Origin of the sequence: Blautia sp. MSJ-9 (genome assembly GCF_018919065.1) — a bacterium.
In the GTDB taxonomy this organism is placed as follows: Bacteria; Bacillota; Clostridia; order Lachnospirales; family Lachnospiraceae; genus Blautia_A.
The window spans coordinates 1-23,045 of sequence record NZ_JAHLQG010000020.1 but is presented as its reverse complement, the minus strand read 5'-3'; the positions used below and the strand labels follow the sequence as shown (position 1 = coordinate 23,045).

Sequence of the window (23,045 nt, the reverse complement as noted above, 5' to 3'; positions counted from 1 at the left end):
CGTTTATACAATTTACATTTCACTCATAATCTGTATGATACTAAAGAATCCTCTGTAAAGTCAATAGTATCTGAGAAATTCATTGTCACTGTTCACTTCGTATCAGGCAACACACTTTGCGATACGCAGAACATTACCTGTGAACCATAATCATCACTCTTCTTCATAAGCAGGCAGCGTAAGATCTTCATCTGCTTCATCCACCTGAGGTACACTATCGTCATTTTGTGATGACCTGCAGGCCGAAAATCCTGCTGCTATCACAAGCACCATGAAATATACCATCCACATTTTCATTCTGCTTCTTTTTCTCATCTGCTTATTTCTCATTCTTCTGCGCTTCAATCTTCTCTGCCAGATCATTCAGATAAACCCATCTGTCCATCTTCTCATCCAGATCTGCCTGAGCTTTCTCTTTCTGCTCCATAATCTCACGAAGTTTCATGGAATTGGTTGCATTTGCTTCCATATCCTTGTCCAGTTTCTCAAGCAGTTCCTCCAGCGCAGCAATATCATCATCTATCGTCTCAAATTCCCTCTGCTCTTTATAGGTAAATTTCAGCTTCTGCGGGCGATTCTGTTTCCAGTCTGCCTGGGATGCCTTCTTCTTTTCCGTACCTGCATCTGCACTCTGAGTTTCAGATACTGCAGCCCCTTTTCTTGCCAGAGCCTCTGTATAGTCTGTATATCCGCCTTCATACTGGGTCAGATGTCCGTTCCCCTCAAATGCAAAAATCCTGTCCACAATATTATCCAGGAAATACCGGTCATGAGATACCGCGATCACAATCCCCGCGAAAGAGTCCAGATAATCCTCCAGAATAGTCAGTGTCGGAATATCCAAGTCATTGCTTGGCTCATCCAGAAGCAACACATTCGGTGCTTCCATCAGAACTTTCAGCAGATACAGACGTCTTTTTTCACCACCGGAAAGCTTGGCGATCGGCGCATACTGCATCGCAGAATCGAATAAAAACCTCTCCAACATCATGGTTGCAGAAATCTTTCCATCTCTTGTCGGAATATACTCCGCCACATCACGGATATAGTCGATTACACGCTGATTCGTATCCATATCCGGCACTTCCTGTGCGAAATAACCGATACGGATCGTCTCCCCGATCTCCACCTCACCCGCATCCGGCTGGATCATCCCATCAATAATCTTGATTAAAGTTGATTTTCCACATCCATTCGGACCAATGATTCCCAGCCTCTGATTTCTCAGCACAATATAATTGAAATCATCCAGGATCATTTTCTCCCCGAAACTCTTGCTGATATGATGAAGCTCGATCGTTTTCTTTCCCATACGGGTCTCAACAGAATCCAGCTCCACATTCGCATCCCTTACAGGCGCTTTTCCATTCTTCAGCGCTTCCAGACGTTCCAGACGGGCACGCTGCTTGGTACTTCTCGCACGGCATCCTCTCTTCGCCCATTCCAGTTCCATACGAAGAACACTCTGTCTCTTTCTCTCACTGGCAAGTTCCATCTCCTCGCGCTCCGCTTTCAGCTCCAGGAACTTAGAATAGTTCGCCTCATACGCATAAAGATTCCCATGAGAAATCTCCAGGATCTTATTGGTAACTCTGTCAAGGAAATATCTGTCATGAGTAACCATGATCACAACGCCCTTAAAGCTTCTCAGAAAATCCTCAAGCCAAGTCACCATCTCATTGTCCAGATGGTTAGTAGGCTCGTCCAGAAGCAGCACATCACACGGATTTACCAGAGTCCTCGCCAGCGCCACTCTCTTCTTCTGACCTCCGGAGAGATGATCGATCTTCTCCTCATGATCTGTGATCCCCAGCTTATTCAGAACATTTCTGGCTTCACTCTCTGTGCTCCAGTCCTTCTGCCATTTCCCCTCGGCCACATAATCCAGGATCGTAGACCCCTGCGGAAATTCCGGCATCTGCGGCAGATATGTGATACGCAGACCATTCTGCGTAATGATCTGTCCCTCATCCGGCTCCTCCAACCCCGCAATAATCTTAAGGATCGTAGATTTCCCGGTTCCATTGATCCCGATAATACCAATCTTATCACCCTGATGGATTCCATAAGAAACATCGTTCAAGACCACTTTCTCTCCAAATACCTTGGAAACATGCTCTATGTTCAAAATATTCATAAATAAAAACCTCTCTCGTAATTTTCGTTTCCCTTCGGTTCCTGCACCTGTGAATGAAAACGAATTTGCATCTCATTATACCATCTTCCCGGACATTCTAAAACCCCCAGTAACCTTTATCTATTAAAAAAGCTCATTGCATTATAATACACAAAACAAACGATTTTTCTTCGCGTCCCTTTGCAGCCACACAAAAAAACACTCCCCTCCAGAACAACCCGGAGAGGAGCATTTCCCAAATCACTTATTCTTTTCTAAAGGAGAAAGAAATCTTTAGTTCATCTCTGTTCCATTCTCAACTGCATATTTCAGTCCCTGAACTGCAACTGCGATAAAAGCTTCTTCTACTGTTGCGCTTCCAAGATCACCCATATCCAGTGTCAGAGTGTTATCATCATTTAATGTTACACCAAATGTAAGAGACATCTCAGATACTTCATCATCAATTGTCACTGTATTGTTCTCTTCATCAAAAGTACCTTCACCAATAAAGCTTACGAACTCATCCTGGTCGTTAATTACAAGTACTGAACAGAAAGTTCCATCATCATTTGCTGCATAGATAAATGTTTCCCCAGCTTCTGTCTGTCCGGAATAGCACTCTGTCAGAAGATCCCCCATGTCCTGATAAGTCTGATTATAATCTGCTTCATCACCGGTTGCCTCATATGGTTCCAGAGTTGCTGTCAGCTCCAGGCTGTCCGGATCATAAAGTTCCAGTACATTCTCTTCTTCATTTATCTGTACCAGATAAGTTTCCATATTCTCATCATCAAGTGTACCGTCATCATTTGCAAACTGCATTGCCAGAGCTGTATACTCACCGTCTGAAGCAAGACTGTATACACCTAAAACATCTGTTTCTTCTTCAACCCACTGTCCAAAGAAAGAATTGTCTTTGTAGAATCCGTAGATATCTCCTGCACTGTCCTGCCAGATACCGGTCATTGCTTCTGATACATCTGCTACATCACCATCGTCAGCAGTATCCTCTTCTGCTGCTTCCTCATCTGCTGCTTCCTCATCTGCTGCCCATACCGGAGCCACCATAGAAGTAACCATTGCTGCTGCACAAAAACCTGCCATTAATTTTTTCCAATTTTTCATACTGTTTACCATCCCTTTCCTGAAATGTTTTTCTTTGAATTTCTATGATATTACTATAAGGAATTCCGACATTATTTGCAATACACATGGGATTAAATGACATTTTCCGTGAAATATGACGGTTCCTGTTCACTCACTGTCTGGCAGGCTGCTCCTTGGGGCAGAAAATTCAAGACAATAACTCCTTAAATTTCAAAACAACTTCTGTCCCAGCATATGCGCAAGAACGAAAATAGACTTGAATAACGCCCGCAAATAAGCTAAAATAAAACTCATGTTTAAGTTAAACTTAGGAGGTACTCCTTTTGAATATTGCAATCCTTGACGATTCTGCGGAAGATCTGAACCAGGTAAAGTCTGTTATTTCTTCTTATTATGAATCACAGAATATATCCGCAGAGATCTGCCTTTTTTCCAGTGCGGAAGCTTTTTTTCAGAAGTATTCCCCTGAATTTTATGACCTGATCATCATGGATATTTATATGGGTAACATGACCGGCATGGATGCTGCCAAAAAGCTTCGCAACGCTGAGGATCCGGCAGCTCTGATCTTCATTACAAGCAGCGATTCTTATGCAGTCGAAAGTTACGACGTACAGGCATCCTACTATCTGCTGAAGCCCTTTGATCCGGAAAAGCTCCGCAAGATTCTTTCTACTATCCAGATCCGACAGTCGCAGAACTCCAGATACATCGAGCTGATCTCCGACCGTACCCCTGTAAAGATCCCGGTCAAAAGTATTCTCTATGTAGATACTTACCGCAACGCGGTCCAGGTACATACTACAGACGCAGGCATTATCCGCTCCTACATTACATTCCAGAAATTCGAAGAACTTCTGGTGGGAATGAAATGCTTTCTTTCCTGCTACAGAGGATGCATCGTAAATATGGATCATATAGAAGAAGCCACTGACGAGGGATTTGTTATGGACAATCAGGAACTTGTCACTGTACGCAAGCGTGGTTCCAATGCAATAAAAAAAGCATATCTGGAATACTTATTCTCATCAGACTCTGATAAGTAAACAAAAAAGTTACTGCCGGCTTGGTCAGTAACTTTTTTGTTTACTGCACTGTTTTTACAGGCAGAAAGATATTCACTTTAAAGATACTCTCTTCTGTGCTGAAGGCCACATAACCTCCAATTCTTTGTACCACCTCTGTCACAGATGCCGTTCCGATTCCAAAACCATCATGTTTCGTTGAATAAAATCCGTTGTCTTTTCGCTGGATTTCATTAGAATAAGGATTCGAGATCTCTATCAGCAGTTTTTTATTCTTAATCTTTGTAAGCACTTTTACATACGGATGACTTTCCGGCGGCTGCTCTTTTACCGCATCTACTGCATTCTCCAAGAGATTTCCATAAATCTTGCACAAATCTGTATCTGAAATGCCGATATTCTGCGGCAGCATCATATCATATTCAAACGAAATCCCCCGTTGTCTCAGTTCTCCTGCATAGAAATGAATCACTGCATCTACTGCCATATTTCTGCAGTAGCAGACCACTTTCTCTTCTTCCATCATAACAGAAGCATACTCCTGCAGATAATCCATCAATTCTTCATATTTTCCCTGCTGTGCATAAGACATGAGCGCACGCAGATGGTGTCTCATATCATGGCGCATCCTGCTGATCTCATCCATTTTTTCGGTCAGTTCCTCATAGTGCTGTTTCTGCATCTGAAGTTTCTGCTCCATCTGACGGCTGTATTCTCCATAGGCAAGCTGAAATCTGTAAGCATTGGCAAGCTCCATCCACAAAGTCAGTCCTACACTGAATACAAGCACTGCAGCACCAAATTCTGTAAACCACCCTCCAATGATCGGCTCATATAATTTCCATATTCTGTCCGCCGCCAGAGATATCCCATAAACAACAATTCCCACCAAAAGGACATCGCTGTGCTTCTGTTTTATCTCTTTCACACTTCTGAAAAGCAGATAACCGGCTACTGCCCACTTCAAAATCTCTGTAAAGTGTGAGATCAGATATAGCCCGCCCGCAGACTGTGCTCTGCTGCACAACAGCTCTGCCACAAAAATCAGTATTCCTGCCGCAGCAATTGCAGATGCCAAAATCTCCGGGATCCTCCTCTCATCTCCCAGAACCTTCTGCTGCACCAGCACAACGCAGGCAAACATCAGATAATAAAATAATGCTTCCAATCCATAACTCGGCTGTACTTTTACTGCCACAAATGTATGCAGGATGGGATAAAAACTATATCCCAGCACACAGACACAGAGCAGGGCAAAAAATCCAATCTCCGGTTTTCTGGTACGTACAAACATATATACGGAAAAAATCAGGATAAAAAATGTAAGCGCTATATAAACTGCATCAATCACGATTGACAGTCCACGGATGATATTTACTTTAAATGGAGAAGCCAGAACTGGCACATACTGAATTCCTGATGACACTGAATGCATATCTGTCACCGCGATCATAATTTCCACTGCGCCTTTTCCTTCAAAGGTAAATACCCTGTTTTGGATCTGTTCCTGATAATTCTCAGGATCTGGATTTCCCACCTGTCCGATCAGATTTCCATTAACATACAACTTGTAGGCAGAAAAAATCTCTACCAGGCCAATGGCATATCTTTTTTCCTGCTCAGGAAACACCAGTGTCATCCGATATGTACCACTCCCAAAAGGAGATTTGTCTTTATCACCCATATCCATTCCGCCATACTCACCAATAGAAACATAACGACTATAGTATTCGTCCTTATGCTCCCGCAATTCCTGCGGCGTCAGCAATACATCCGGATAATATTCCCATTCCCTGGCAAGATAATGTACGGAATCATCATCAGGTACATACAGAATTCCCTGAATCGCCTGATCACCCTTCGCCGTATATTTATTATCAAAGCGATAGAACAGAAAGAATACACCCATAGCCACCGCAACTACAACTGTTATGAGTAATAATGAATATTTCCAGTTTTTCTTCATCGCTGCCACCTCCTTCTGCTCTTAAGTGCTTCATATTTTACCTGTATCTTATCTGCGTTTTTTACGAAGTACAAAAATTACAGCAAAAACAATCACACATACTGCCAATAAAATCGGTATCATTGTCAGAAACTGTGTGCCGGGATCCTCTGTGCGCTTCTCGGCTTCACCTTCAGACAATAAGACCTCTGTAAATCCTGCCTGCCCGACATCAGACTGTTCCTTAGCCCACTGAACCGCATCTGCTCCTTCGCCTGTCAGAAAATAATCTCCCGTCTGGTTGATCTCAACGCGCAAAATATTCTGCTTTTCCTGATAATCTACTGCATATTGATTTCCCTGTACATCCTCTGCTTTCACTGTCTCTGGTGATTGAATCCCATTAAATACAGATACCAGAAACTCTATCACTGTTCCCGGAACTTCCGTCACTTCCTCGCCTCTGACAAAAATCCGCAGAGAGAACGCTGATTCTGATGTTTTCTCAATTCTGATCTGAATTTCATCATCTGCACCAATCTTCCATCCATTTACTATATCGGAAGAGAGAGTCACAGAGATTCCCTGTTTCTCAAACTTTGCGCCGCCATTCTGCTGAATCATCAGAAGCAGTCTCTGTCCGCTGATTGCAATAATCGTATCTGTACTCAATTCCGTTACTGAATTATCTGCGTCAGATACATTTACAGCTTTTGATGCAGACTCTCTGTTATCACTGCTGTTACTCTGTCCATTTATACTGTCAGATTTTCCGTAGGATTCATTGTAATGATAGCCCATACTTCCCGCATTTGAATACTCTTCATTTTCTTCCGACGGATCTGATGGTGTTTTGTTACTGCCTTGTGATCCTGATGAAGCTGATGTCTCCGGCGCTTTCTGCACAATATCAGGGAGATTTTTCTCCTCCCTGTCCGAGAAGTTCCTCTCATGCCAGTATTCATTGACAATAAAATCATCATTATAGGAAAATGAATAAATTCCTGTGCTTCCGTTTTCATAAACAGCACAGATATCGTAGTTCTTTCCTTTCTCTAATATCTCTCTGTAGTAAATCTGTATTCCATCCGAAGTCACTTCCATCAGATCACTGTCAATCTTCCGGTAACTTCCCTTATTCTCAGAAAGGTAAACCTGCATATTCCGGCATTCCTCTGTCGAAAATCCATCCAGCAGCACAGGAAATTCCAGCAGGTCTACCGTCGGCATGCTATATGTATTGATCTGCGGTTCACCCTTTTTCTGTACGGAAAGATAGGCATATGCCACAGGAAGTGTCAGACCATCAACTACTTTATATCCTTCCGGGATCACAAATGTTCCGGTAACTTTGTACACCCCTCTCTTTGCCGTATCTACCTGGCTCAGATCCCAGGAAGATTCCAGGATCAATTCCGGATTCTCTGCTGTATTTTCAAACTGCTCTGCAGTGCTGACTTTCAGTTTGACACTCTCTTCCAGATCCTGTTCAATTTTCTCCAGGTTTCCCCCTGTCCTGACTGCGTATGCCGCGCATCGACTCAGATTTTTCTCATCTTTTGTATTATAAGACTGTATTATCTTTCCCGGTTTCTGTATATTTCCAAGCTGGCTGTACTGATAACTGTAAATCTTAAGACTGCCGTCTTTTTGATACAGAAAACGCAAGGTGCCTGTTTGTTTCTTTCCATTATCATAAGTTACAAGCAATGAATAGATATTCCCCACGATCAAACTCTGATTGGACACATACAGTCCTTCACTATCACAGAGAGCAAATCCCTCTTCTGTGAGATCGAGCCACTGTCCATTGTCCTTTTTCAGATAAGCTTTCATAGTATCAGTGTCTTCCTGATCCAGCCAGGGAAAAATGTACAGCCCAGCTGCTGTCAGCCTGTAATATGTATTAATATCAGGTCTGTCAGAATACTGAACAGAAACCGTTGTCTTCACCTGCGGAATCTGGATACCATCAGTATTATATTCCGGTGAAAGTTTCAGTACACCTGCGATGGTGTAAACACCTGCCAATTTCATGTTTACAGCAGAAACATCCCAGGATACCGGAACATGCAATGTATCCGCTTCTGTATAAACCGTATAGCAAACTTCAGGCAGTTTCTCAGAAATTGCTTCACTGCCCTCATTCACTTTTACTGCCACTGCCGGGATGTCGTGAGGTGCAATAATATCAGTCACCTCTGTCACAGCACCCCAGACTGTCATATTTACTTTCAGTCCCCATATGCCTGCCAGACACAGGGCTATCACGAAAATCAGACCAACCGTTTTTTGTTTTCTCATATTCTTTCCATACTTTCATTTTTACAGTTTTTATGTACCGCAAATTTTTTGTTTTCTCTGTTCTTAGCTTACCTTATCTGACAGATTTCGGCAACAGACATATGATAAACTGCATTATTCCATGAAAAATGGTGTAGTAACAAAAGTTCCTTTCCAGAGAGCATTTTACATCACAGTGAAATTTCCTGCGATATAAAAAAACGGTTACTGTTCGTATGATATCCTCTACAGGATATCATACGAACAGTAACCAGAATATCTTCTATATGTCCCACTGCTTATCGCTTTTCGCAATTGAAGCAGGGGACTTACCTGATTTGATTAAATTTCATTTCTCTTACTCGGAAACTTCATAAAATAATATACAATAAATAATACTGCAGTAATACTCCAGGAAACCGGATAACTGAGCATAATTGTATTAATTCCCGGATACATCCTGCCTGCAGTGAAAAGCCATACGATACGCAGAGAGCAGACTCCTCCGCAGGTAAGGATCATCGGCACAAGTACTTTTCCCGTTCCGCGCAATGCACCGGAAAGAATTCCGATAATTACATAGATGAAATATGACGGGAGCATAAAACGACTCATATGTACGCCATGTGCGATAACTGCACTGTCTGTAGTAAACAGACTATAGATCCACGGGGCACATGTATACATAAACAGGATCAATATTGCAGAACCGACCATACTCATAGTCATACAGACACGGACACTCTTTCTCATACGGTGATACTTTCCTGCCCCGTAATTCTGTCCAACGAAGGTAGTAATGGAAATCGCAAAAGCATTAATTACCATCCAGAATAACGCATCGATCTTTCCAAGGGTCCCCCATGCTGCCACAGTATCTGTTCCGAGATTATTGACAAATACCTGGATCACAATATTCGAAATATTATACATGACAGATTCCAGTCCTGCCGGGATTCCGATCCTGAGTACAGAAAACAGCATTCTCCTGTCAAAGCGGATCTCCTGCAGTTTTAACACATAGATTTCCTTTGTCTTTAACAGCATTCCCATTACGATCACCGCACTGATCACCTGTGAAGTAACTGTTGCCGCTGCCACACCCGTTACTCCCATGCCAAAAGCAACCACAAACAGCAAATCCAGAATAATATTCAGAATACAGGTGATGATCAGAACATACAGTGGTCTCTTGGAATCTCCAACTGCACGCAGGATCGCAGCACCCATATTGTAGATCAGGTTAAAGATCATTCCGCCAAAATAAATATGAAGATAAATAACCGAATCCTCTACAACATCTGCCGGTGTCTTCATAAGCAGAAGTGCCGGTCTTGTCAGAAAAATACCCGCCACAGTCAGAAAAATACCTGCTGCGATCGAGAATGCAAATGCGGTATGCAGCGCCTTACTTACATTCTTCTTATCCTTTGCCCCATAAAACTGCGAAATTACAACTGCAGCCCCTGAAGAAAGACCTACAAAAAAGCCCACGATCAAGTTTGAAATCTGACTGGCAGAACCTCCGACTGCAGCAAGCGCCTGCTTTCCTACGAAACGACCGACAACGATCGTATCCGCCGTATTATAAATCTGCTGAAAAAATGTTCCAAATACAATTGGAAAGAAAAATAACAGCAGCTGTTTCCAGATCACACCTTCTGTGATCTGGTTTACCTTCTCCTTTTCGTTCATTCCTTCTATCCCTCATCCATTCTTATAAACATATATCTCAATCATTCATTTCATCATAACATGTACTTTTCTTCTGGTTATTGTTCACTCCGTTCTCAGTAACTCCTTCTATTACTAACTATACAATTCTTTACTGTCAGCTTTACAGAGAAAAATACTTTCTGGCATGATGTTATAAACTCAAATATTCTTTACATACAAAAAGCAGGCTCCCCACGCTAATGGGACAACCTGCTATGCTTTGCAATCATTAAGAATTAGTCTTCAACTTTAATGATTTCCTTTTTGTTGTAGCTTCCGCAAGCTTTGCATACTCTGTGCGGCATCATCAGTTCGCCACATTTGCTGCATTTTACAAGGTTCGGAGCGCTCATTTTCCAGTTTGCTCTTCTCTTATCGCGTCTTGCTTTGGAAGATTTATTCTTCGGACAGATGGACATTATGTTACACCTCCTTAAATTTACTAAATATATCACTGATAGCTGCCATACGGGGATCCTTAGGTTCCTCGACGCATCCACAAGGACCGTCATTGAGGTTTTTCCCGCACTGGCTACAGATTCCTTTGCAGTCTTCTCTACATAAAACCTTCAAAGGCCAGCTCATCAGTACCTCAAGATAGACCAGCTGGTCCACATCCAGGTCCATACCTGTGAGATAAGAACTCTCGTCCAGATCATTCACACGGTCTTCATCCGTAAGCTTCATATCAAGTTTTCGCTCAATTTCTAAAGGAATCTCAACGGAAACCTCTTCCAGGCATCTGTCACAGGGAATACCAACGGTAATCTTACCTGTTCCTGTCACCTCAAGATTTCTGTCACCTGTATTCACAATAGTAAGCTCTACCGGCTCTTTCGCAAGTACCGGAAAAGTTCCCGACTGAAAGGAAATTGTATCCATTCCAAACTCTACAGTTTTCTGAATACGCATGCCTTCACTGGATGAAATATCTGATAAATGTATCTGCATACTTTTCTCCTATCCACACTTGTTTTATTATACATACCGCTTTTGCTTTTGTCAACGATAAATTAGAAAAATTTCACATTTTGTCAAGTAATATTCCTTTACGGGATATTTTCTCATATAGACTGAACTATTATACACCAATTTCCATCCTTACTGAGAAATATCTTCGTATCAGTTCATATGCTGCACCAGAATTACAATAACTTCCATTTTTTATATTCCACTGCAGCCTTAGACAGAAAGAAAGGTGCCCCTGACAGATGCACCTTTCCCTTCTATATAAATATAGTTTCCTCCAACTATATTTCTCTCGTTCGGACATAACACAGACACTCTGTTGTCTGCTGATTTCAATTATCTCTAAAGTCTGGTACATAGTTATTTACGAAACGATGTACTAAACGAATCACAGCAATTACTGTTTCATTCAATTTCAGTAATACTGCAGACTATTCCAACCTTTCAGATTAAACCAGAGCTACAGTCTCTCTGCAGATTGCAAGTTCTTCGTTTGTAGGGATTACAGCAACCTTAACTTTGGAATCCGGTGTAGAGATCACGATTTCTTCTCCACGAACGCCGTTAGCTTCTTTGTCAAGTGTAACTCCAAGGTATCCAAGATAGCTTACAACTTTCTCACGTACAGGAATAGCGTTTTCACCGATACCTGCTGTAAATACGATCGCATCTACACCGTTCATAGCTGCAACATATCCGCCAACAAATTTAGCGATACCATAGCAGAGAACGTCGATTGCGTTAGCTGCATCTTCGTTTCCGCTCTGAGCTGCATCGTTCAGGTCACGGAAGTCACTGGATAATCCGCCGGATAATCCAAGAAGACCGGATTTCTTGTTGAGAACGTTCATCATACCTGTGATGTCAAGGTTCTCTTTCTTAGCGATAAATTCCATGATAGCCGGGTCAATGTTACCGGAACGTGTTCCCATAACAACACCTTCAAGTGGAGTAAGACCCATTGTTGTATCAACACACTCGCCGTTTACAACAGCACTGATGGAAGAACCATTTCCAAGGTGGCAAACGATAACTTTGGAGTTGTCTTTGTCAAGACCAAGGAATTCAACAGCACGTTTGGAAACGAAGCTGTGGGATGTTCCGTGGAAACCATATCTTCTTACTTTGTAGTTCTTGTAATATTCGATCGGAAGACCATAGAGATATGCTTTTGCAGGCATTGTCTGATGGAAAGCTGTATCGAATACTGCTACCTGAGGTACACCCGGCATAAGCTCGGAGCATACACGGATACCGATCAGGTTTGCAGGGTTGTGAAGCGGTGCAAGGTCATTGCACTCTTCTACTGCTGCGATAACTTCGTCTGTGATAACTACAGATTTCGCAAATTTCTCACCACCATGTACAACACGGTGTCCAACAGCGTTTACTTCTTTCAGGCTTCCGATTGCGCCTGTTTTGTCATTTGTGAGAGCATCCAGTACCATCTGGATTGCTTCTTTATGTGTAGGCATTGCAGCTTCTGTGATCTCTTTGTCACAGCCTGTTTTCTGATATACTAATCTTCCATCGATACCGATTCTCTCGCAGAGACCTTTTGCAAGAACTGCTTCTGAATCAGAGTTGATCAGCTGATATTTCAGGGATGAACTTCCACAGTTGATTACTAATACGTTCATTTTCATATTCTGCCGGCAACAAATTTCGAATATTGTCCATAATCCCGGTACAAGTCTTCGGATATTTCTGTCAGCTTTTCCTTTCATATTATAATATTAATATTCTCACTATTTCCAGGGAAATATGAGCAATGATATCAAAGGCATCAGAATCAGAACATATCTCCTCCGATGCCTTTAATTATGTAGTCAATCAAATATTTTCGATCCGATTGGAATCTGTTATATGACGAAATCTTATTTGTTGTCGTCAGCCTGGCACTGTACAGCTGTGATAGCTACTACACCAACGATATCGTCTGCAGAGCATCCACGGGACAGGTCATTTACAGGTTTAGCAATACCCTGGGTTACAGGTCCGTAAGCTTCTGCTTTTGCAAGACGCTGTACAAGTTTGTATCCGATGTTACCTGCATCAAGGTCCGGGAATACAAGTACGTTAGCTTTACCAGCTACTTCGCTTCCAGGAGCTTTAGAAGCGCCTACGCTTGGAACGATAGCTGCGTCAAGCTGGAATTCTCCGTCAAGTGCAAGTTCCGGATTCTGCTCTTTTGCGATCTTTGTAGCTTCTACAACTTTGTCTACGTCAGCATGTTTTGCACTGCCTTTAGTGGAGTGTGAAAGCATAGCTACAACTGGTTTCTCCTGAACGAGAAGTTCGAAAGATTCTGCAGAAGATGCTGCGATTGCTGCAAGTTCTTCTGGATTCGGGTTCTGGTTCAGACCGGAATCAGCAAATACAAATGCGCCGTTTGCGCCATATTCGCAGTTCGGAACTACCATTAAGAAGAATGCGGATACAAGTTTTGTACCTGGTTTTGTTTTCAGGATCTGAAGGCATGGTCTTAATGTATCAGCTGTAGAATGACATGCACCGGATACCATACCGTCTGCATCGCCCATTTTTACCATCATTACACCATAGTACAGATACTGGTTAAGAAGAATCTCTTTAGCCTGATCCGGTGTCATGCCTTTTTTCTGTCTTAATTCTACTAACTTGTCAATGTATCCCTGTGTTTTCTCTGATGTAGCAGGATCTACGATCTGTGCGCCGGAAATATCATATCCGTCTTCAGCTGCACTCTTTTTAACAGCTTCTTCGTTACCAACAAGGATAACCTTTGCAATTCCTTCTTTTAAAATTTTCTCTGTAGCTGCCAGAGTTCTCTTATCCTCTGTCTCCGGAAGTACGATTGTTTTTACGTTTGCTTTTGCTCTCTCTTTGAGTGTGTCAATAAATCCCATGATTAAAATGGCTCCTTTCATATAGCAGTTCTGATATCACAATATCTGTATACCAGATGTCATTACCATTCACCGAATATATACAGTGAACAGTAATCTGTTTTCTGCGCTGTCTTCATTATACCTCCTGAAGCCTTGTATTTCAAGCATCTGAATGGTAGAATATGACATAAAAAAGTATTTTTTAAGATGCAATATGGTAAAAAAGAGAGAACTCTACAGAATTTCAGAAAGGAGCATCTGTATAAATTTATGAAAACAGCAGGAATTATTGCAGAATATAATCCTTTTCACAAAGGACATGAATATCAAATCAGGTATACAAAGGAAAGGTTAAAAGCAGACTACGTTATTGTTGCCATGAGCGGAGATTATGTGCAACGCGGCACTCCTGCTCTCATCTCCAAACACGCACGTGCAGAAATGGCTCTGCGGTGTGGTGCTGACCTTGTACTTGAAATGCCGGTATCCATCTCTACGGCAAGTGCGGAAGCCTTTGCAATGGGCGGTGTTTCCCTGTTAGACGGCCTTGGCGTTGTTGATATGCTCTGTTTTGGAAGTGAATCCGGGGAGATCAGCGCACTGAAGGAATTGGCTGAGATTCTTGTAGAAGAACCGGAAGAATACAAGAAGTTGCTGAAAAGCTTTTTAAGCGAAGGGCTGACTTTTCCCGCTGCCAGAAGCCAGGCACTGACAGAATTTTTTAAGAATCCACGCAACTTCAGCGGTGACGATTTTGACGGGGTACTCACTCCTCTTTTAAATGAAGTTACACAGATTCTGAATACACCAAATAATATCCTGGGAATCGAATACTGCAAGGCACTTCTCCGCCTGAACAGCCGGATCCGACCTGTCACGATCCGCAGGGAAGGAATGGGATATCATGAAACCACTGTCCCTGATGGAAATTCCACAGCAACTTCCCCGGATTTACAGTCACCCACTGATTTCTTTGCATCTGCAACTGCCATACGAAATCTGATTCTTCAGAATTCCCCTAATCCGGATTCCCTGGCATCCCAGATTCCTGAACAGGCTTTTCCTGTTTTTCAGAAAGCTGTAAATTCCGGTGAATTTCTCACAGAAAATTCTCTGGACTCTATTCTCTCCTACTGCCTAATGAAGGAGAATGTGAAAAGCCTTTCTTCCTATCTGGATGTTTCCGAAGATCTCGCCCGAAGGATCATAAATCAGCAGAATCTCCTGCTGTCCTTTTCCCAGTCTGTATCTGTTTTAAAAACCAGAGAGCTGACTCAGACAAGAATACAGAGGGCATTGCTTCATATTATATTAAATATCCATACTGCACCTACACAGATTCCCTTTGCCCGGGTTCTTGGTTTCCGTAAAGAAAGCAGTGAACTGCTAAGCCGGATCAAGCAGCACAGCCGAATTCCTCTTATCACCAAGCTTGCGGACGCCCAAAATCTTTTGGACAGTGAAGGTAATCAGATTTTATCTGAAACTGTTTTTTCTTCCAATTTATATGAAAAACTCCTTTGTCTGAAAACCGGCAGAAAATTCTGCCACGAGTCCCAGAAACAGCTTATTATTCTATAATTCTTGTTGTTTGGATGCACTTATGTTAAAATACAAACAGTGAGGATAAGGATATAAAATAAGGAAGGAGGAAAAGAAAAATGAAAGCTAATTCAGGTTTGAAAAAGAACAGAACAAAAATCCAGATGGTGCTTACCGCCCTGGTAATCTTATCCGTTGTACGTCAGTTTTTCCTTGGAAATTACCACAATATGTTTCTGGGAATCTTGACATTGATCCTTTTTATGGTTCCCCAGTTTCTGGACAGGAAACTGAACGTCACAATACCACCGGGACTGGAAACAGTCATTCTGATCTTTATCTTTTCAGCAGAAATTCTTGGCGAGATCAATGCCTTTTATGTAAAAATCCCTATCTGGGATACCATTTTGCATACTACTAACGGTTTTCTGATGGCTGCCATCGGATTTGCACTGATTGATCTTTTTAACCGCAGTGACAGGTTTTCCATTAAAATGTCACCGTATTTTGTAGCTTTTTTTGCATTCTGTTTTTCAATGACTGTTGGTGTTATGTGGGAATTCTTTGAATTCAGCATGGACTGGTTCTTTGGAATGGATATGCAGAAGGACTGGATCGTACCGGCCATCAACTCTGTAAAGCTGAATCCTACCGGTGCAAATGTTCCGATCCATGTAGATGTTCAGTCTCTGGTCGTTAACGGCGAGACCTGGAATCTGGGAGGCTATCTTGATATTGGTATTGTTGATACCATGAAAGATTTGATCGTAAACTTTATCGGCGCAGTGGTATTTTCTATCATTGGTATTCTGTATCTGCGAAACCGCGGAAAAGGAAAGCTGGCAGCTTCTCTGATCCCGCAGGTACGCAGCAAGCAGGAAGAAGAACATTCTTCCAGAGATCAGTAAGATCCACAGCTACCGAAACTGGCGCACTTTTCTGGAAATATTCTCCAGCTCTTCTCTGGAAAGCTCAGGAAGTCTTTCCAGCTGATCCATAAACATGGCAAGTGTCTCTTTTCGCTGCAATTCCACCATCTGGGTGTAGAAATTAACCACTACCCCGGTGGCAATGGCAACTACAAAAAGCGAATAGATCGTCAGAAGAACGGAACACATTTTTCCAATAAAGGTAATCGCAACCACATCGCCAAATCCGGCAGTGGAGATCACCGCATAGCAATACCACAGCGCATCTCCGTATCGGTTAATGTCCGGTTCAACCAGCTGGATCACTGCTGCGATAGCAAAAATAAACACAATAAAACCAATGATAATTTTATCTGCGCGAGTCCGTTTTAACACACTGCCTAATACTTTAATTCTTTTCATATACCTGTCCTCCAATGAAATAATATACTGCCTGAAATTAATTGAAGTATAGTATAAAACGGTTTCACTTGCAACACAAAAGCTTTGTGACATATAAAGGAGAATTCTCGTATGAAAGACAACAAAACATTAAAAATCGTCATCCTGATCACAGGAATTTTAACTGTATTATTAGGCATCTATACTCTTGTAAGACCAATGAGAACCTTTCTCTCTATCGGCTGGATTCTGGGAATCCTTCTGTTTGTAAATGGTATCGAACTTGTAGCTCTCTCTTTATCTAAAGAAAAGAAAGAAATCGGCGCATGTATCCTCGGTGTTCTCGAAGGACTTGCAGGTCTTATCTTACTTTTCAGCGGTATCCAGAGATTCATTACAGATGTAATGGCAGCTTATATGGTCGGTGCAGTCATCCTGATCTATGGTATTTTCCAGATCGTCGGCGGCATGAAGACATACAACACCTCCAAGGGAAAAGGAATCCTGAGCATTATCTGTGGTGTTTTATCTGTCATTGTCAGCATCATATCATTTACCCACCCTGTACTTACCATGATCTCTGCAGGATATATGATCGCATTTTCTGTTTTAATGCAGGGAATCAACATGATTGTCCTTGGAATCAGCTTTGGAAAAGAATCCAAATAATAAGAAGGTTATCACTATATGACTAACAAAAAAGCAGAAAAAAATGTCGCTCTGAAAAACCAGATGGAACTATGGCTGTTCTGTGCGATCATTGGCGCTGCAGCCGGTGCACTGGTATGGCTGTTGTTAAAAATAATGTCCGTAGGAACAGAATTCCTGTGGAACTGGATTCCGGAAAAGATTTCTCTTCCATATTATACGATTTTTGTCTGCACAGTCGGCGCGGCAATTACAGGTGTTTTTCGAAAATTGTTGGGAGATTATCCCGAAGAACTCGAAACAGTCATGGACAAAGTCCGAAAAGAAAAAAGATACGAATACAAAAACATGCTTGTAATGATGATTGCTGCTCTTCTTCCACTTCTGATAGGAAGCAGTATCGGACCAGAAGCAGGTCTTACCGGAATTATCGTAGGCTTATGTTACTGGGCCGGAGACAATCTGAAATTCGCCGGACAGAATACCAAAAATTATTCACAGATCGGAGCAGCAGTTTCCATGAGTGTCCTGTTTCATGCACCACTGTTTGGTATCTTTGAAGTAGAGGAAAATACAGATGAAGATCTTACTTCCTTAACAAAGGGTTCCAAATTATTCATCTATGGGATCGCGCTTGCGGCAGGCACAGGAATTTATGCCGGCCTATCCTCTCTGTTTGGCGCAGGACTTTCCGGTTTCCCATCCTTTGATATGGTTGAACTCGAGAAGAAAGATTACCTGTTTATGATCCTGTATATCCTGTGTGGTCTTATTCTGGCATACTTTTATCTTGGAACACATGAGCTGCTTAAAAGTATTTCTCAGAAAGTTCCACCGGTTATAAAAGAAACTCTGGCAGGATTATGTCTCGGAATCACAGGAACCTTCCTTCCTGTACTTCTCTTTTCCGGAGAAGAGCAGATGGGAAATCTTATGGAAACTTACACTTCCTATCTTCCGCTGACACTTATCGGGATTGCATTTTTCAAAGTTCTGCTGACGAATCTCTGTATACAGTTCGGACTGAAGGGCGGTCATTTCTTCCCCGTAATCTTTGCCGGAGTATCTATGGGATATGGCGTAGCAATGCTGGCATGCGGAGCAGACGGAGGACATGTTGTATTCGGAGCCGCGATCGTTACCGCTGCACTCCTTGGCGGAATTATGAAAAAACCGCTGGCAGTGACCATGCTCCTCTTCCTCTGCTTCCCGGTTAAAATGTTTATCTGGATTTTCATTGCCGCAGCAGCCGGAAGTAAACTCACTGTATTCAACCCGGAGCAGGTAAGTTCTGCAATTTAACAAAAGCAGGTAATTATCCGTATATTACCAGAATTCGTAAGTGTCTCAAAACATGGTGTAGTATAAGACAGTGGAAATTCCGCTATCATGCCTGTATCAATGTTTGAGGCACTTACTTTCTGTATACAGCAGTGTAAGAAGAATCAAGGCATTACTGTTCACTGGTAATATCCCGCGAGGTGTTTTTTGTGAGCGAAGGTCACCTACAGGACCTGCCACTGGCAGCTCCCTACGGATGCATGGCAACAGAAAACCCGAGACATACCGCGCGAATTTATGCGATCAGCATAAATTCTGTGCATCGCGAAGCGTGTTGCTGTGAACAGAGTGAACAGTAACATCAAGGCTGTTCAGTCTTATAAAACAGATTATTTTAGTTATACTCATTACAAGTATAACTCTCATGTTTTATATTGGCCTGGTCTGCTGGAAGTGTAAAGTAAAGCCTGGAGTTTTAATAAAAAAATTACTTCCTACCTTTTTAATTGCACTTTCTACCTCCTCCTCATCAGCTGCTTTTGGAACCAACATTGAAAGCTGCAAGGCACTTGGTATAGATAAAAAATTAATTAACTTTGGTGTTTCTATCGGACAAATCATTTTTATGCCAGCTGGAGCAATCCAGTTTTTTATTGTATCCCTGTGTACCGGTCAGAGCTTTGGCACAGAGATAACCATCGTCTGGATCATAACCTCCATTATAACCTGTACGATTCTGGCAATTGCAACACCGCCAATCCCCGGCGGAGGTTTATCCTGTTATACCATTTTATTTGCACAATTAGGAATCCCCTCTGCAGGAATTGCATTAGTGATCAGTATCGAGTTACTCATGGATGCATTTTTAACAGCCTGCAATCTTGCATTTCTACAAACAGAACTTATACTTTCTGCAAAAAAATTAAATTTGCTGGATGAAGAAAAACTGCGGATCTGAAGAAGTTAAAGAGAAAGGGAAAGGAAACAATTATGACAAACCGAGCAGGAACATTCGTGAGTAATCTGTCAGGCGAAATGGCGTATGAATCCTTTCTGACCCCAATGTTCAGTAAGAATATTGATCTGAATCAAAAAAACAGATTACTGGAATAAAAAAATTAACCAATAGTTAATAGAAATTTCCTCTCTCCTATTATATGGTAACTATAGAATAAACTTGGGCAAAATATTACGTGTACCAAAAGTCATAATATTTGCCTGAAACTATTATAGCCTATCGTGTAAGGAGGAGATTTTATGAGTATGAAGGACCGCTTTATAAAAAAACGCAGAAGCTATCTGGTATTTTTCTTTCTGACAGCATTTGCCGTACTTTCATTTTTTCCAAAGCTGACACTGGCTGCTTCCAAGCCAACTGCCAAGCAGCTTAAAGTAAGCTGCAGCGGATTCCAATATGACAATGATACCGCAAAGTTATATCTGAAGCTGAAGCTGAAAAATACTTCCAGTTATACAATTACAAAAGTAAAAATGGAATATACGATCCCAATCATGGAAGATGGAACCATAACCCAGACCTTCAGTGTAACAATCAATCCTGGAAAAACAGTAAACAAGACTGTTTATGTTGGAAAAATGGCTCAGCAGCCATATAAATCACCTAAGGTAAAATGCTTATCGTTCTGGTACCGGTCAGCTACCCCTAAGCTAAACCAGCTCAAGGTCAGCTACAAGGGATATGATTATAATCCCAACACCGGCGAGCTGTATATAACTGCCCGTATGCAAAACACTTCAAGTTATACCATTACAAAGGTAACAATGTATTTTGAGATACCGCTGGATGAAACTGCAACGCCCACCAAAACCTACAATGTAAATATCCCAGCCGGAAAGACCAAAAATTACAGGTTCAAAATCGGAAGGATGACGGATGCCCCAGATGGAAAGACGAAAGTGCAATGTAAGAAATTCTGGTATAAAAAGTAGCATCCCACTGCCACAGTAAGATGCTGTCATTTTATTTATGCACAAAAGGACTCTTGTTTTTCGGGGGTCCTTTTTTCTGCGATCATGCCGAGTGCAACGTTCAAGCTTGTCGGGCTGAACATGATATTTTTACCGGAAGCTCCCGCGGAAATTTTGTCTGTCATTATCATAGCTAAGAGTTCCGTAAATCCGATATACTGCGCCAGAATACTTGGACTTACCATGGTAAATTCATCAAAATTGTTTAAGGCAGACTGAGTTTTTTCCTTTTTAATTGGCAAAATACCTGTATTCATACTTCATAGGGTCAGACCCTCAATGTTCCAAAACATGGCGTAGTGTCTGGCACATTTCAAAATCACCCAAATATAAAAACAGCATAGATGTAACATTTCCTGCGTTCCTCTGGCGTCGCATCCATAGCCAGATTTAAAAGATTATCTATTTTCTGATCTGCCATAAACATTTCCTTCTGCTTCAAATCTGTTATACATTTAATCATACAGCCTGAAACCGCATGGACTTCTATTAACAATCAGATAAAAAAATCACATGCTTCCGCTGTATTTCTGGCAGTTTCACTTATTGAATGGACAACACTCGGACTTCTGGCAGGATTTTTCATCTCTATGATCGGTGTATTACTAAATTAACAGTTATCCTTTGTGCCGGTGGATATACCGGACTGATCTTTGGTTTCTTTGGCGGAATTTTGTATCTGTACAGAACAGATTCCCGCCATTCCTCAGCAGAATCTTCTCCCTCTATTTCCCGCATTATTGATTCCCATTGCAGGGTAGCCGGACTATTTCTTTTCGTCAACTTTGTTTACGCTCATTCATTATTTTTGCTCCTGTTTCAGATAAACTGCAGCACCCAGTATACAAACGGTAACGTCACGATCGAGCAGACTGTTGTCACCAGGATTCCACCCATGGCATAGTCGCCGTCTGTGCCGTATGTATTTGCCATCATAACTACTGATGACATTACCGGCATAGCGGATGTGAGTGTCATGGTCATACGGATTTCTGCCGATATTGGAAGTAACCCCAGTATCAGATAAAACAGCACCGGAAAAATCAGCATTTTGATTGCGACGATTCCATAATAGTCCAGTTTGCAAATGTATTTTTTTACATCCATACATGCAAAGACTCCGCCAAGATAAATCATTGCCAGAGGTGTTGCTGTTGCTCCGATTTTTGAGAATGCTGTGTTCAGAATCTCCGGTAAGGTAAGGCCTGCAAGAATACAGAATAATGCCAATACGATAGCAACTGTTACCGGGTTAATTAGCTTTTTAAAGTCAAATGTAGAATGCTTTACGGCACCAACATTTTTTCCACATTGTGATGAATTTTTTGAAGTAGTTTCCACTGTATCCTCTGCCTTCGAGGTTAGCCTTACCCCGACTGTCCACAGCATCAGCTGGTCTATCATGGTAAATACCGAGATATACAGCATTCCTCTTTCCGGAAAGATACTTGTGACAATGGGGATTCCCATAAAGCCAATATTTCCAAAAGCACTCATAGCAGAATAAAGCTGCTGGTGGTCACCTTGCAGGTGCAGTATTTTTCCCGAAAGAAAGCTGAGTCCAAACAGGCATATGTACATAAAGAATGCGATTCCGAGAATCGGCAGGGAGTGGAAAAGCATTTGCTTATCCACTCCATTTACCGTATTTGTAAAAATCATGACCGGCAGTGCCAGTTTGATCACAAGTCTGGAAACGACTTCCATATTTTCCCGGTTCAACACATGTGTCCGGATCAGAATGATGCCTGCCAGAATGTAGATGACAAACATTCCGATCTGATTAAGAAGAATATTTAATGTGCTCATAAGTCAATTCTCCGGAGTGTTTTTGCCTGTCTTGATTTTTAATTTTTCAATATCATGTATCTGTCCCATTGTTGCTATTTCCTTTCTTCTGCATTCGCATTATTTATTTTTCATAAAGGATTCTTCCGTGAATTAAAAACTTTATCCTCACACGACTGAAGTCGCGTGCTTCCAGACGCTTTAGGCGTCAGACTAAATATCGGCGGATACGCCTGTAACTTAGGCCAGCGCAGTTATGCGCATTTTTCCATGCCAGATATGGCAGGTTCCCACATTGCAGGTAGTCCGCTGTATATCTGCCTGCATTTATGCCGCCTTTAAGATTTCCATTTGTAAATGAAGTTCTTTCAGATCTGCATAAACACATGAGGTTCTACGCTTTACCGGAGGGACTTTTGCCTCCAGCAAAGACCTTTCCGTTACCGGAAGGGG

The 23,045-nt window shown here is 41.9% G+C and carries 21 protein-coding genes; 8 read left to right on the top strand and 13 right to left on the bottom strand.

Going from position 1 to position 23,045, the window contains the following annotated elements; translation table 11 throughout:
* Positions 1-153: 153 nt before the first annotated feature.
* The 3 genes from KQI87_RS05505 to KQI87_RS05495 all read right to left on the bottom strand — a co-directional run bounded on the left by KQI87_RS05505 (position 154) and on the right by KQI87_RS05495 (position 3,244).
* Complete coding sequence (locus tag KQI87_RS05505; RefSeq protein ID WP_216459237.1) at positions 154-315, bottom strand: hypothetical protein; 162 nt, start codon at positions 313-315, stop codon at positions 154-156.
* Positions 316-319: 4 nt separating this feature from the next.
* On the bottom strand, positions 320-2,137 hold the full coding sequence (locus KQI87_RS05500) for an ABC-F family ATP-binding cassette domain-containing protein (protein ID WP_216459236.1): 1,818 nt from the start codon (positions 2,135-2,137) through the stop codon (positions 320-322).
* Between the two features lie 273 nt (positions 2,138-2,410).
* Positions 2,411-3,244 (bottom strand): hypothetical protein, encoded by an 834-nt coding sequence (locus tag KQI87_RS05495; RefSeq protein ID WP_216459235.1) that lies wholly within the window; start codon positions 3,242-3,244, stop codon positions 2,411-2,413.
* A gap of 305 nt (positions 3,245-3,549) precedes the next feature.
* Between KQI87_RS05495 and KQI87_RS05490 the strand changes: the two genes are divergently transcribed.
* Complete coding sequence (locus KQI87_RS05490) at positions 3,550-4,272, top strand: LytR/AlgR family response regulator transcription factor (protein ID WP_216459234.1); 723 nt, start codon at positions 3,550-3,552, stop codon at positions 4,270-4,272.
* A gap of 40 nt (positions 4,273-4,312) precedes the next feature.
* Here KQI87_RS05490 and KQI87_RS05485 read toward each other — a convergent pair whose 3' ends face one another.
* The 7 genes from KQI87_RS05485 to pta form a co-directional block, all read right to left on the bottom strand.
* Entirely contained in the window at positions 4,313-6,217 is a 1,905-nt protein-coding gene (locus KQI87_RS05485; protein WP_216459233.1) for a GHKL domain-containing protein, read from the bottom strand.
* 48 nt (positions 6,218-6,265) lie between these two features.
* A complete protein-coding gene (locus KQI87_RS05480; protein ID WP_216459232.1) occupies positions 6,266-8,500 on the bottom strand; it encodes a hypothetical protein in 2,235 nt (744 codons plus the stop codon).
* Between the two features lie 321 nt (positions 8,501-8,821).
* Positions 8,822-10,174 (bottom strand): MATE family efflux transporter, encoded by a 1,353-nt coding sequence (locus tag KQI87_RS05475; RefSeq protein ID WP_216459231.1) that lies wholly within the window; start codon positions 10,172-10,174, stop codon positions 8,822-8,824.
* A 257-nt stretch (positions 10,175-10,431) separates the two neighbouring features.
* Positions 10,432-10,614, bottom strand: a complete 183-nt coding sequence (rpmF, locus tag KQI87_RS05470; RefSeq protein ID WP_008704709.1) for a 50S ribosomal protein L32 — start codon at positions 10,612-10,614, stop codon at positions 10,432-10,434.
* A 4-nt stretch (positions 10,615-10,618) separates the two neighbouring features.
* On the bottom strand, positions 10,619-11,146 hold the full coding sequence (locus KQI87_RS05465) for a YceD family protein (protein ID WP_216459230.1): 528 nt from the start codon (positions 11,144-11,146) through the stop codon (positions 10,619-10,621).
* 467 nt (positions 11,147-11,613) lie between these two features.
* Entirely contained in the window at positions 11,614-12,804 is a 1,191-nt protein-coding gene (locus KQI87_RS05460; RefSeq protein ID WP_117843938.1) for an acetate/propionate family kinase, read from the bottom strand.
* Positions 12,805-13,041: 237 nt separating this feature from the next.
* The gene (pta, locus tag KQI87_RS05455; RefSeq protein WP_216459229.1) at positions 13,042-14,052 is read right to left on the bottom strand and encodes a phosphate acetyltransferase; all 1,011 of its coding nucleotides are present in this window, start codon (positions 14,050-14,052) and stop codon (positions 13,042-13,044) included.
* Positions 14,053-14,304: 252 nt separating this feature from the next.
* On the opposite strand from pta, the gene KQI87_RS05450 reads away from it, so the two are divergent.
* Both KQI87_RS05450 and KQI87_RS05445 read left to right on the top strand, forming a co-directional pair.
* Entirely contained in the window at positions 14,305-15,615 is a 1,311-nt protein-coding gene (locus KQI87_RS05450; RefSeq protein ID WP_216459228.1) for a tRNA(Met) cytidine acetate ligase, read from the top strand.
* Between the two features lie 80 nt (positions 15,616-15,695).
* Positions 15,696-16,484, top strand: a complete 789-nt coding sequence (locus KQI87_RS05445) for a hypothetical protein (protein WP_216459227.1) — start codon at positions 15,696-15,698, stop codon at positions 16,482-16,484.
* Positions 16,485-16,493: 9 nt separating this feature from the next.
* Here KQI87_RS05445 and KQI87_RS05440 read toward each other — a convergent pair whose 3' ends face one another.
* A complete protein-coding gene (locus tag KQI87_RS05440) occupies positions 16,494-16,907 on the bottom strand; it encodes a potassium channel family protein (RefSeq protein WP_173705004.1) in 414 nt (137 codons plus the stop codon).
* A gap of 111 nt (positions 16,908-17,018) precedes the next feature.
* Between KQI87_RS05440 and KQI87_RS05435 the strand changes: the two genes are divergently transcribed.
* The 5 genes from KQI87_RS05435 to KQI87_RS05420 all read left to right on the top strand — a co-directional run bounded on the left by KQI87_RS05435 (position 17,019) and on the right by KQI87_RS05420 (position 20,765).
* On the top strand, positions 17,019-17,555 hold the full coding sequence (locus KQI87_RS05435) for an HdeD family acid-resistance protein (RefSeq protein ID WP_253292386.1): 537 nt from the start codon (positions 17,019-17,021) through the stop codon (positions 17,553-17,555).
* An 18-nt stretch (positions 17,556-17,573) separates the two neighbouring features.
* Positions 17,574-18,836, top strand: coding sequence for a chloride channel protein (locus KQI87_RS05430; RefSeq protein WP_216459226.1), 1,263 nt, complete (start codon positions 17,574-17,576; stop codon positions 18,834-18,836).
* A 346-nt stretch (positions 18,837-19,182) separates the two neighbouring features.
* Complete coding sequence (locus KQI87_RS05425) at positions 19,183-19,773, top strand: cation:dicarboxylate symporter family transporter (protein WP_216459328.1); 591 nt, start codon at positions 19,183-19,185, stop codon at positions 19,771-19,773.
* Positions 19,774-19,805: 32 nt separating this feature from the next.
* The gene (locus KQI87_RS16800; protein WP_256444809.1) at positions 19,806-19,928 is read left to right on the top strand and encodes a hypothetical protein; all 123 of its coding nucleotides are present in this window, start codon (positions 19,806-19,808) and stop codon (positions 19,926-19,928) included.
* Between the two features lie 144 nt (positions 19,929-20,072).
* The gene (locus KQI87_RS05420; protein ID WP_216459225.1) at positions 20,073-20,765 is read left to right on the top strand and encodes a hypothetical protein; all 693 of its coding nucleotides are present in this window, start codon (positions 20,073-20,075) and stop codon (positions 20,763-20,765) included.
* Positions 20,766-20,800: 35 nt separating this feature from the next.
* On the opposite strand, the gene KQI87_RS05415 is transcribed toward KQI87_RS05420, so the two are convergent.
* Together KQI87_RS05415 and KQI87_RS05410 are read right to left on the bottom strand one after the other, a co-directional pair.
* Entirely contained in the window at positions 20,801-21,061 is a 261-nt protein-coding gene (locus tag KQI87_RS05415; protein WP_216459335.1) for a hypothetical protein, read from the bottom strand.
* Between the two features lie 562 nt (positions 21,062-21,623).
* On the bottom strand, positions 21,624-22,613 hold the full coding sequence (locus tag KQI87_RS05410) for an AEC family transporter (RefSeq protein ID WP_216459224.1): 990 nt from the start codon (positions 22,611-22,613) through the stop codon (positions 21,624-21,626).
* Between the last annotated feature and the right edge of the window lie 432 nt (positions 22,614-23,045).

Bases quoted from the DNA above. Each gene is read 5' to 3' on its own strand.
- KQI87_RS05505 (WP_216459237.1), bottom strand. From the start codon at position 315: ATGAGAAAAAGAAGCAGAATGAAAATGTGGATGGTATATTTCATGGTG.
- KQI87_RS05500 (WP_216459236.1), bottom strand. From the start codon at position 2,137: ATGAATATTTTGAACATAGAGCATGTTTCCAAGGTATTTGGAGAGAAA.
- KQI87_RS05495 (WP_216459235.1), bottom strand. From the start codon at position 3,244: ATGAAAAATTGGAAAAAATTAATGGCAGGTTTTTGTGCAGCAGCAATG.
- KQI87_RS05485 (WP_216459233.1), bottom strand. From the start codon at position 6,217: ATGAAGAAAAACTGGAAATATTCATTATTACTCATAACAGTTGTAGTT.
- KQI87_RS05480 (WP_216459232.1), bottom strand. From the start codon at position 8,500: ATGAGAAAACAAAAAACGGTTGGTCTGATTTTCGTGATAGCCCTGTGT.
- KQI87_RS05475 (WP_216459231.1), bottom strand. From the start codon at position 10,174: ATGAACGAAAAGGAGAAGGTAAACCAGATCACAGAAGGTGTGATCTGG.
- rpmF (WP_008704709.1), bottom strand. From the start codon at position 10,614: ATGTCCATCTGTCCGAAGAATAAATCTTCCAAAGCAAGACGCGATAAG.
- KQI87_RS05465 (WP_216459230.1), bottom strand. From the start codon at position 11,146: ATGCAGATACATTTATCAGATATTTCATCCAGTGAAGGCATGCGTATT.
- KQI87_RS05460 (WP_117843938.1), bottom strand. From the start codon at position 12,804: ATGAACGTATTAGTAATCAACTGTGGAAGTTCATCCCTGAAATATCAG.
- pta (WP_216459229.1), bottom strand. From the start codon at position 14,052: ATGGGATTTATTGACACACTCAAAGAGAGAGCAAAAGCAAACGTAAAA.
- KQI87_RS05450 (WP_216459228.1), top strand. From the start codon at position 14,305: ATGAAAACAGCAGGAATTATTGCAGAATATAATCCTTTTCACAAAGGA.
- KQI87_RS05445 (WP_216459227.1), top strand. From the start codon at position 15,696: ATGAAAGCTAATTCAGGTTTGAAAAAGAACAGAACAAAAATCCAGATG.
- KQI87_RS05440 (WP_173705004.1), bottom strand. From the start codon at position 16,907: ATGAAAAGAATTAAAGTATTAGGCAGTGTGTTAAAACGGACTCGCGCA.
- KQI87_RS05435 (WP_253292386.1), top strand. From the start codon at position 17,019: ATGAAAGACAACAAAACATTAAAAATCGTCATCCTGATCACAGGAATT.
- KQI87_RS05430 (WP_216459226.1), top strand. From the start codon at position 17,574: ATGACTAACAAAAAAGCAGAAAAAAATGTCGCTCTGAAAAACCAGATG.
- KQI87_RS16800 (WP_256444809.1), top strand. From the start codon at position 19,806: ATGACAAACCGAGCAGGAACATTCGTGAGTAATCTGTCAGGCGAAATG.
- KQI87_RS05420 (WP_216459225.1), top strand. From the start codon at position 20,073: ATGAGTATGAAGGACCGCTTTATAAAAAAACGCAGAAGCTATCTGGTA.
- KQI87_RS05415 (WP_216459335.1), bottom strand. From the start codon at position 21,061: ATGAATACAGGTATTTTGCCAATTAAAAAGGAAAAAACTCAGTCTGCC.
- KQI87_RS05410 (WP_216459224.1), bottom strand. From the start codon at position 22,613: ATGAGCACATTAAATATTCTTCTTAATCAGATCGGAATGTTTGTCATC.